Consider the following 10,964-nt stretch of genomic DNA (forward strand, 5'->3'; position numbering starts at 1 on the left):
TTATCCACTACTATAACTTCGTAACCGCTATTTAGTAATTCTACACATGTATGACTACCAATATATCCTGCTCCACCTGTTACAAGTACTGCCATAATTACAAACCTCCCCATTACTACATATCCTTATAATAAGCATGTAAACATTAACCTAGCTAGAATTTAAAATAGCTAGGTTAATAAAAAATTTCTTTATTTATAAAAATTAGTCTTACAGATTCTCATCCTATAAATTACCCACTAATTATAAAGAAACTTTTTCACGAACTACAGCTGGTCTTCCTACTGAATAATAGTCTACATTAAACTTCTTTACATATTCTAAACCATGACAATTACGACCATCAAAAATAATAGGTTGCTTCATTAATTTAATATACTGTTCAATAGGGAATTCTTTTATATCATCCCATTCAGTTACAATAATTGTTACATCGGCATTTTTAACTGCCCCTTCAACAGAAGACACATATTGAACCTCATTAGGTAATATTTTCTTTGCATTTTCAGTAGCAATTGGATCATAAGCTACGACCTTCGCACCCATTTTTACTAAATCGTTTGCAATAACAATAGATGCCGCCTCTCTCATATCATCAGTATTTGGTTTAAAAGCTAAACCAAGCATAGCCACTTGCTTTCCTTCCATATCACCTAATACATTTTTTATTTTTTCAACGAGCGATGCCTGCTGATTATTATTTACTGTAATAACTGATTTTAACAAGTCAAAATCATGATCTACATTACCAGCAATTTGTATTAAAGCATGTGTATCTTTTGGGAAACAAGAACCACCATATCCAATACCAGCTTTTAAAAATTGTGTACCAATTCTTTTATCTAATCCCATACCATTAGCTACATGCTCTACATCCGCACCTAATTTTTCACAAATATTAGCAATTTCATTAATAAAACTAATTTTTGTAGCCAAGAAAGCATTTGCTGCATATTTAATCATTTCTGAACTTCTAATTGTTGTTTTAAAAACAGGAACATTAAAGGGTTTATTCACTTCTTCCATAGCCTCGGCAGTTTTAACATCATCAGTCCCAATAACAATACGATCTCCATAGAAACTATCGTGAATTGCAGAACCCTCTCTTAAAAATTCAGGGTTTGATACCATGCTAATTTTCACATTTGCTTTTAAATTTTGCTGAATTAAATTTTTCACATGATCATTTGTGCCAACTGGAACTGTACTTTTAATTACTACAATCAAATCTTTTTTAAGGTTATTAGCAATATCCAAAGCGACTTGCTCAATATATTGTAAATTAGCTGAACCATCTGCTTGCTGCGGTGTACCAACTGCTATATAAATAACATCTGCTTCTTCAATCCCTTGACGACAATCTGTTGTAAATAACAATCTATTTTCTTTAATGTTTTTACTCATTAAATCATCTAAACCTGGTTCATATATTGGTGAAATACCTTTTTTCATTCTTGCAACTTTATTTTCATCAATATCAATACAAGTCACGCGATGGCCAATATCCGATAAACAAACCCCCGTCACTAGTCCTACATAACCTGTACCAAAAATAGCAATATTCATCTTATATCCTCCTTAATTATTAACAATAAAAAAAGCCCTTTGAAGAAAGGGCTTTTTTGCTTATTTAACAAAATGTTTTACTACTCCATTCAGAGCATAATTTATAAAACACCATGCAGATTTCAGGATACTTAATCCCTCAATTTCTCTATATAATTTCCAATTCATTTTAGCCATTTTGAATTTTTTACTAGAAATAGAGTTTTCAACTTTTCTATATTTAGATAAAACTTCATCTAAGCCATAAGCAACATGGCCTTGTCTTAATATTTTCAGCCATGTTGCAGTATCCTGACGTGTTCTAATATTAGGCATTTGTACTTTCCCTAACTTCTCAATATCCAACATAACCGTTAAACAGCCGATTATCGTATTTTTTAATAATCCATTATAATTAATTTTCTCTGGAACATGCACAACCTTATCAGTGAGAATACCATCTTGATTCATAATTTGATAACTCGTAAATGAAAAAGCTATATCATTATTCTGCATAAATTCTAATTGCTTTTCAAGTTTTTCCGGTAGCCATAAGTCATCACTATCTAGGAAAGCTACATACTTTCCTTTTGCATTATTAATGCCAGTATTTCTCGCTATTGCTGCTCCACTGTTTTCTGTCAATTCAATTAACCGAATACGGTTATCTGTTTCAATTTCTTCTTTTATTAATTCACGAGTATTATCTTTTGAAACATCATCTACAATAATCATTTCCCAATTATTATAAGTTTGAGATTGTACGGAATGAATCGTCTCTTTAATAAAGGAACTTGCGTTATAAGATGGTGTAACAATTGAAATAAAAGGTTTAATATCTGATACATTCGAATCAATATCCATTTTTTTACAATACTCCTTTAAAAATCATAATAAGAGCTACTAATGCTAAAACACTAGTAGCTTAGGTAAAACTATATCTAAATATAGACTATTTTGAAGATAGCATAGACTTTCCACATTTAATTAAAAGGTTATTTTAAATACAACTTAAAAACTTCATTAATGTACCTTGTAAATCACAATGCTTTCACATCTCAATTAATCCTCTATATTATTATAAACCTCAAGCATAATCCTTACACTTTCTTTCCAACTGTACTTAGAGCTTACAAGTTCTCTACCGTTTTCTCCAAACTCTTTTCTTAATTCTGGGTTTAATGCTAGTTCATATAACCTCTCAGATAGCTCTTTTGAATTTCCTGCATCGACTAGATATCCAGTTTCCCCATGTAATACGACTTCTGGTAATCCTCCTACATTTGAAGCAACAACTGGAACCGCACAAGCTGAAGCTTCTAAAGCTGCAACCCCAAAGCTTTCTGATAAACTAGGGATGCAAAAGATATCTATTTCATTCAAATAATTAGGGATTTCTACATTTGGAATATTCCCTATAAACTCTACATGATTTTCTAACTCAAGTTCCTTGACTAATGAATTTAATTCCTCTCTCTGACTTCCCTCACCAATAATAATTAATTTTAAATTATCGGCTATATTATTATATCCCTGGATTTTTAATTTCTTTTTTAATTCACTTACTGCTCGTATTAAATAATCAATCCCATATACCTTCTCTAGTTTTTTTGCAATTCCTATACAAAGCTGATTATTTTCATTATTACTCTTATTATCATTCGCCCTAAATAATTGGGTATCAATACCAAATGGTGTAATGTATATTTCCTTATTATAATCTAAGTATTTTTCTGTCTCTTTTTTCATATCATGGCTTGTTGAAGTAATATATTTTGCATGGCTCAAATTTTTCTTTAATATTCGTCTATTTACTTCCCTTTTATTAGGAAATAAATACACATCACTTCCCCAAACAGACAAGATTGTTGGTTCAAATTTAGCTAATCGAGCTAAAGTTCCATAACCACTTGCATAATGTACATGTAAGAAATCTGGACTATATTTTCTTAATACAGATTTTAAAGCCCATGCATTTAAATAATAACCATATCCCTTTTTAAAAGGTAACACCTCTATCTTGACATTAGAATCTATCTTATCCATATCAGGTTCATGCATAGTGACTAGGGTAACATCAAATTGATTTTCAACTAATGCATTTACCCATCGAACAGTATGAATATTTGATGCAGGGGCTAAATAGCATATTTTTTTCATTATTTTACTCCTTTGAGGTATTTTTTTCGAATTAAACCTCCACTAAATCCTAAGGAAATAATTATCCATTGCATTATACCAATTGCTAAATTATTTTGAATTAAAGTTACTTCAAATAATTGATGTATTATTATAGCAATTAAAGCTGCTCCTGAAATTCTAGAATTAGCATAATGACCATAACGACACAGATACAACCAAAGACAATAGAATAAGATTAACAAAAGTCCTACTCCTAATATTCCTGACTGTAATATAATTTCTAGATACATGTTATGTGCTGACATACCACCATTAAATCTCATATCAAAGCTATATCCTAATAATGGATTTTCCATTGCTGAATTCAATAGATCTTTCCAAACAAGCTGCCGTCCAGAGAATAATGATTTTCCAGTTAATTCCAATAACTTACTATTCCATTCTAGTGCAAAGTCATATTCTGGCAATCTAGGATACCAGAAGCTAAATAACATACAAAAAGCTAAAACAACACATATATATATATGTGTTAAAATTTTTCTTTTGCAAAGAAAATCCCATATATAGTAAGTTACAAAAAAGACAGCAAGACTAATCCAAATGGATCTAGCTTGGCTATAAAAAATTAATATTATTGAAAAAAAAGACACACAAAGAAAATATAAATTACCCATTCGCTCTGTTTTAAAATAATTCACTCTAAATATAAAAAATATATACAAATAGAATACTGTTGCCCCCAAAGTGTTAGGGTTTGTATATAATATATTACTCATTCTTCCATTAGTAGCAACATCTAATATATAACAAATAACCACATATGCTATTCCAAATATAGACATATACTTTATTATATTTTCAGTTAAATTATAAATTGTTAAAGAAATAAAAAGTATGTTAATTAACAACAGTTCGCTAAATATATAGACACCTTTACTACTTGGATGATCTAGCAAACTAAAGAATGAAGAAATCGTAAAAGCAATAAACACAACATATATATATATTTTTCTCGATCCTACTCTAAAATTAATTGATAGTAAAGATAATAAAAAAAACGCTCCCATACCGAAAATAGACAGTAAACTAAGGAAGCCTAGTTTATTTAAGACCGGTATACCACTATTATTTAAAATAGCACAAATAATAAACATACTTAGTAATATTGATAGTATTTTATTTGATACTTTTTCTACTTCAGTAGAAGAAATAATATTTTCCAATCACTTTTACCCCCAGCATACGATACGACTTAGTATCCTTATAAAAATTTACTCACTTATTATTTTCTTCTCATATTCTGAAACAATTTTATATATCCATATTATAAATACAATACAGCTTAATGAACCAATCAGTGATAACCATGGTAATAATGTATAGATGTCTTTACTAAAGAAAGGAATAGCTATTATAGTTGATATCGTCATAACTGTTTGAATAAATGAATAAACTAAAGCATTCCTCTGCTTATTTAACACAACAAATGTCTGTACAATGGGTGAACTCATAAAATTAAAAAATAACCAAGGTGATAATATTTGAACATAGCTTCCAGCCTCTTTCCAACTTTGACCAAAAACAAAACTAAAGATTACGTCTCCCTCAAGCCCCAAAATAAGAAATAATGGAAGTGCAACTAATAACAATCTAAATATAATTTTGTTCATTAATGGTTTAATGGCTTGTTTATCATTATAATATTGAGAAGCTCTATTCAAATAGACTTGTCCAACAGCAGATCCAATAACTGCTAATGGTGCCCTCAATACTTTCCATGCAAATGAATATAATCCTAAAACAGCACTTCCATAAAATATACTGATTAAAAATAATAACCCATTATTCATAATTACATCCATAAATGCATGAATAGAATTATACATTGGCATATCTTTATATTTTTTTGCAACCTTTATTATACTTCTGGAACCTTTTAACTGAAAATTGATTTCAAAAAAGTTATTACTTCTTCGATTCTTTAAGTATATATAAGATGCTATCACTGACAATATATGTGCAATAACTAATCCATTACCACCTATTTTATAAAAAGCTATTGATAAGACAGAAAATAGTAGCGTCTGTATTATACGTGAATTACCCATCCCTTTATAATCGTTACTTCTATTGCTTAAATAATAATATGTTTGATATAAACCCGTAAATAAAACAAATATAAACAAACCTAAAAATAACTTATTTCCTTCATTAGAAATACTATTATAAATTAAGGTAGCAAATAATATTATAGTAGATATCATTAAACTGGAGGATATGCATAGTTTTTTTAAGCTATCAGCTTCTTTTTCATCTTTAGGTAGTAAAATAGCCATTTCATATCTCATTGTAGCAAAAAGGCCTAACGATGTTCCTATTGTCAGAAATAAAGTATATAATCCAAATTCACTTGGGCTATAAACTCTGGTGATAATTGGAGAAAATAAAAATGTAATAGCATGAGCAATTGTAGTACCTGTTAATAACTTCATAGCATTTTTAACAAAATCATTTTTCAACAAATTCTATTCCTCAAATCTTTACTCTTTTTATTTATTATATTCAATCTAAATTTAAGCAATTAGAGAATTTATTATATCATCTAGCGCCATCGCCAGTGATTACAACTCTAACTGTTTTAATAATAATTTTAAAATCTAAAATTATACTTGCATGATTGATATAATAAACATCTAAGTTTAATTTTTCTTTCGGGGTAATTTCATATCCACCATTGACTTGTGCCCACCCAGTCAATCCTGGTTTGACTTCTAATCTTTTCTTAAACCCAGGTATATCTCTTTCAAATTTCTCTGTAAATATCGGTCTTTCCGGTCTTGGTCCGACAAGAGACATATCACCTTTTAAAATATTAAATAATTGCGGTAATTCATCAATTCTTGTTTTACGAATAAATAATCCTATTTTTGTAACACGTGGATCATTCTTTTCTGCCCATTTTGCTCCATTTTTTTCTGCATCATTCCGCATGGAGCGTAATTTTATAACTTTAAATCTCTTCCCATTCAATCCTAATCTTTCTTGCAGGTAAAAAGGAGACCCTGGAGATTCTAAAATAATAAGTATACTAAATATCAATATAACAGGCATCAATAGAATTAATCCTACTAAAGAAAACATAACATCTAATAAATACTTAATTCCTAAATAGATTTTAGATTGATTACTTTCTACTTGAATAGTTTGAGTATCAGGTGTAATTTGATAATCCCTCGCTATATTTTCACCAGTTTTCATATTCCCTCTCCCCTACAATTATTTGATCGCTTCTTTATGTACTAGTTCAACCATATATTTTATGAGTTGTTCTTTTAATTCTTTTTGTTGCAGTGCCATTTCAATTGTAGTCCTAATAAACCCAAACTTTTCCCCAACATCATAACGAGTACCTTCAAAGTCATACGCAAACACACGTTGCATTTCATTTAAACGCTGAATCGCATCTGTCAACTGAATTTCTCCACCAGCACCTGTCTGTTGATCTTCAAGAAACATAAATATTTCCGGTGTTAATACGTAACGACCCATAATTGCTAAATCGGATGGTGCTGTTCCTTCTGCTGGTTTTTCTACAAATTGACGCACTTGATAACTGCGGCCATTTCGCTCAATTGGATCGATAATGCCGTAACGGTGTGTTTCATTTTCTGGCACTGTTTGTACACCAATTACAGATGATTGTGTACCTTCATATTGATTCATTAATTGACGCAAGCATGGTGTTTCTGCCTGCACAATATCATCACCAAGTAATACCGCAAACGGTTCATTTCCAATAAATTTACGAGCACACCATACTGCATGTCCAAGTCCTTTTGGTTCTTTTTGCCTTATGTAGTGAATATTAATTTTTGAAGATGCTTGCACTTTTTCAAGCATTTCATACTTGCCTTTTTCCAAAAGGTTTTGTTCTAATTCAAAAGAGTGATCAAAATGATCCTCAATAGCACGTTTACCTTTTCCAGTAACAATAATAATATCTTCAATTCCTGATTCTATCGCTTCTTCTACTATGTATTGAATTGTTGGTTTATCAACGATAGGTAGCATTTCTTTCGGCATCGCTTTCGTTGCTGGCAAAAACCTTGTCCCAAGACCAGCAGCTGGAATTATCGCCTTTCTTACTTTTTTCAATTATAGTCCCCCTGCATCCTTATATTTATATGTAACAATAACAAAAACCCTACCTATAGAGTTATTTTTATAACTCTATAGGTAGAGTTTCTAGTAAAAATAAATTATGGGCATCCAACCCATCCTCACGCCATACTCCCGACGACAAGCGTCTAAGGTAGGTTGAAATATAATTTCTACCCACAGCACGACCGAGTGCCTCCGTTGATAACGGTTAGGAGACATCACCAATTCTTTATTTAAAAAATACCGAATAATTTTTTGCGGCGAATTTGTTCTGGATCTTCTTTATAAATTGCTTTCCCGCTAATTAATAAGTACGGATTCTCTTTTAAATCACTCATAACACTCGTTCCAAATTCTTTCTCAATTAGTTCATAGCTTTCCGCTAAATGAAATCCTCTCGATGTCGTGTTATGTGCATCTGAAGCAATCATATGTGTTAAATTATGTTCTACAAGTTGAAGTGAAAACTTTTTAATTTTTTTACCGAAGTTCCCTAATAAACTACCTGCCGTTACTTGCGTTAATGCCCCTTTATTTACAAGGTTATATAACTTATCTGGCCGCTCGATTAACTCGGCATTACGTTCCGGATGAACAATAATTGGAATCATTCCTTTTACACGTAGTTCATATAATAGGTGTTCAGCATAACGAGGTACGTGATTCGATGGGAATTCAATGAATATGTATTTATTTGTTTCATTTAAAGTAACAATTTTACCAGCTTCATAGTCTTCTAATAAATCGCCATATAACCTAATCTCCTGCCCCGGTAAAATGGTAAGTGGAATATTGTATTGTTGTAGTTCATCATTTAGTTGTTTTACGTGATGAATAACTGAGGTATATTCATTTATATATTTGCCATTTTGATGGTGCGGCGTTGCGACAATTGTATGTATTCCTTCTGAAACGGCTTGTTGTGCCATTGTTAAACTATCTGTTATTGTCTGTGCACCGTCATCGATACCAGGTAAAATGTGACAATGTAAATCTATCATTTGTTTCATCCTCCCTCTCTCCTATAAAGATCTTTTTTCCCTTGAATATGAGATATCGCTCATATTCAAGGGAAAAAAGGAGATATGTTTTTACCATATCTCACTTTAAAATTAGTTTGCACCGTAGTAATAATATAAGCCCTCTTCACGTTCACGGTCATTTAGAACAACGCCTAACAATTTACCTTTAGCCGATTCTAACAATCCTTTTGCTTTTACTGCCGTTTCCTTTTCTGTTGATTCACTACGAACAACAAGAATAGAAGCATCGCATACATTTGCCATAATTTGCGCATCGGTTACAGCTAAAATTGGTGGCATATCAAAAATAACTAAATCATACATACTGTATGCTTGTCCAAGAAGTTCTTTCATTGATTTTGAACCTAACAATTCTGCCGGGTTTGGTGGGATTGGACCACAAGCTAAAAAGTGTAGATTGTCTACAGATGTCGTTTGTACACATTTTTCTAAACGTTCACTATGTGTTAATACGTTCGTGAGTCCAAAAATATTATCTACTTGGAACATTTGATGCATTGCTGGTTTACGCATATCTGCATCAATTAATAATACTTTTTTTCCTTGTTGAGCAAACACAACTGCCATATTCGCTGTCGTTGTCGTTTTCCCTTCACTTGGGTTCGCAGATGTTACCATTAATGAATGTAAATTCGTATCAACAGCTGCAAATTCAATATTCGTTCGAATATTACGATATTGTTCTGAAATTGGTGATTTCGGTTGTTGATGAGCAATTAATTGACGGCGTTGACGATGATTTTTTTTCTTTTTAAATAAATTAAGAGCCAATTGTTTGTCCCCTCACTTTTCTTGATGATGGAGCGTGTGATTTCACGTTCAATGTTTCTTCATCCATACGAGCTACAATACCTAATACTGGTAAACCAAGTAAATTTTCTACATCTTCTTCTTTTTTCACTGTGTTATCTAAGTATTCGAGTAAGAATGCAAGACCAACCGAAGCCATTAAACCAACAATAAAAGCAATTGCTATATTAAGCATAGGAGCTGGTTTAATCGGAGATTGATTTTCTGCAACTTCTGCTTTAGATATTACTGTTACGTTATCAACGTTCATAATTTTTGCAACTTCGCCTTTAAATACATCTGCAGTTGCATTAGCGATATCACGAGCTATTTTAGGATCTTTATCCTCAGCTGTTACAGCGATTACTTGTGAATCCTTTTCATTAGCAACATTAACCTTTTTTGTTAACTCTTGCGCTGTCATATTTAAATTTAATTTTTCATTCACTTGTTCTAAGATTACTGGGCTTTTAATAATAACCTTATATGTATTCGTTAATTGAATATTCGTTTGAATTTCACCAGCTTGGAACATTGCCCCCTCTTGTTTCTTCTGGTTAACAAGAATTTGCGTCGAAGATTGATAGATTGGTGTCATAAAGAAGAAGCTAATAATAGCACTTACTATTGCTGCACCAAAGGCGATTACGAGGATCATTGCTAAACGTTTTTTAAAAATATGAAATAACTCTTTTAAACTAATTGTTTCTTCCATAAGTTCCTCCAACTTTCTAAAATTTACACATAGGAAAAATTATAACATATAAATCTTACATTTTTTATTTTTAATAATTCAGTTCTATATTTGTTCACAAGAAACAAGTTTAATCTTACAAAATAATCTTAAATATGACAACACATTCCAATGATTTTCCAAATTTTTTATCATATCACGTTTTTTATGCTATGTAACTTGAGAAATAAATTTCAAAATGAGAAAAAAAGCCAACAAGTATTTCTGAAGTGCACCCCAATTGTTAGACACAGCCTAACAATTGGAGGTGCATTTTTTATGGCTAAATTTTCTTCAAAAGAAAAAATCCAAGCGGTGAAACGATATTTAGATGGTACAGAAAGTGGAAAAACAATTGCTAAATCTATAGGAGTTAACCCTAGCGTACTTCGTGAGTGGATTAGACGATATGAGTCTTCAGGTGAAAAGGCCTTTGAAAAGTGCTATACATTCTACCCAGCCCAGTATAAACTAGATGTACTTTATTATATGAATGAACACGGGACATCTATCAGAGAAACAGCGGCACTTTTCAATATACCGTCTTATGA

At 31.3% G+C, this 10,964-nt stretch carries 12 protein-coding genes; 1 reads left to right on the plus strand and 11 read right to left on the minus strand.

The annotated features are described in order from the left end of the window. The 11 genes from C4S65_RS32975 to C4S65_RS33025 form a co-directional block, all read right to left on the minus strand. The coding region (locus tag C4S65_RS32975; RefSeq protein ID WP_142341383.1) for an NAD-dependent epimerase/dehydratase family protein at positions 1-95 on the minus strand (95 nt) is incomplete at its 3' end. A 148-nt stretch (positions 96-243) separates the two neighbouring features. Next, positions 244-1,566, minus strand: a complete 1,323-nt coding sequence (locus C4S65_RS32980; RefSeq protein ID WP_103945894.1) for a UDP-glucose/GDP-mannose dehydrogenase family protein — start codon at positions 1,564-1,566, stop codon at positions 244-246. Positions 1,567-1,626: 60 nt separating this feature from the next. Beyond that, positions 1,627-2,409, minus strand: coding sequence for a glycosyltransferase family 2 protein (locus tag C4S65_RS32985; RefSeq protein WP_000350513.1), 783 nt, complete (start codon positions 2,407-2,409; stop codon positions 1,627-1,629). Positions 2,410-2,607: 198 nt separating this feature from the next. Beyond that, complete coding sequence (locus C4S65_RS32990) at positions 2,608-3,705, minus strand: glycosyltransferase (protein WP_098515792.1); 1,098 nt, start codon at positions 3,703-3,705, stop codon at positions 2,608-2,610. After that, on the minus strand, positions 3,705-4,910 hold the full coding sequence (locus tag C4S65_RS32995; protein ID WP_098838670.1) for an O-antigen ligase family protein: 1,206 nt from the start codon (positions 4,908-4,910) through the stop codon (positions 3,705-3,707). The genes C4S65_RS32990 and C4S65_RS32995 overlap by 1 nt, the downstream gene beginning before the upstream one ends. Positions 4,911-4,958: 48 nt before the next feature. Beyond that, on the minus strand, positions 4,959-6,209 hold the full coding sequence (locus tag C4S65_RS33000; RefSeq protein WP_014894860.1) for an oligosaccharide flippase family protein: 1,251 nt from the start codon (positions 6,207-6,209) through the stop codon (positions 4,959-4,961). A gap of 76 nt (positions 6,210-6,285) precedes the next feature. Then, positions 6,286-6,945, minus strand: coding sequence for an exopolysaccharide biosynthesis polyprenyl glycosylphosphotransferase (locus tag C4S65_RS33005; RefSeq protein ID WP_000847747.1), 660 nt, complete (start codon positions 6,943-6,945; stop codon positions 6,286-6,288). Positions 6,946-6,963: 18 nt separating this feature from the next. Then, positions 6,964-7,842, minus strand: a complete 879-nt coding sequence (gene galU / locus C4S65_RS33010) for a UTP--glucose-1-phosphate uridylyltransferase GalU (RefSeq protein WP_000757801.1) — start codon at positions 7,840-7,842, stop codon at positions 6,964-6,966. Between the two features lie 239 nt (positions 7,843-8,081). Further along, on the minus strand, positions 8,082-8,849 hold the full coding sequence (locus C4S65_RS33015; protein WP_098515796.1) for a CpsB/CapC family capsule biosynthesis tyrosine phosphatase: 768 nt from the start codon (positions 8,847-8,849) through the stop codon (positions 8,082-8,084). Positions 8,850-8,960: 111 nt separating this feature from the next. Then, the gene (locus C4S65_RS33020; protein WP_001207164.1) at positions 8,961-9,662 is read right to left on the minus strand and encodes a CpsD/CapB family tyrosine-protein kinase; all 702 of its coding nucleotides are present in this window, start codon (positions 9,660-9,662) and stop codon (positions 8,961-8,963) included. Then, the gene (locus C4S65_RS33025) at positions 9,652-10,395 is read right to left on the minus strand and encodes a Wzz/FepE/Etk N-terminal domain-containing protein (RefSeq protein WP_000393115.1); all 744 of its coding nucleotides are present in this window, start codon (positions 10,393-10,395) and stop codon (positions 9,652-9,654) included. Before C4S65_RS33025 ends, C4S65_RS33020 begins: the two co-directional genes overlap by 11 nt. Positions 10,396-10,692: 297 nt before the next feature. On the opposite strand from C4S65_RS33025, the gene C4S65_RS33030 reads away from it, so the two are divergent. Beyond that, positions 10,693-10,964 (plus strand): transposase (locus C4S65_RS33030; RefSeq protein ID WP_142391614.1); only part of this gene is annotated, 272 nt, incomplete at its 3' end.

Origin of the sequence: Bacillus sp. ok061 (genome assembly GCF_900108285.1) — a bacterium.
In the GTDB taxonomy this organism is placed as follows: domain Bacteria; phylum Bacillota; class Bacilli; order Bacillales; family Bacillaceae_G; genus Bacillus_A; species Bacillus_A thuringiensis_S.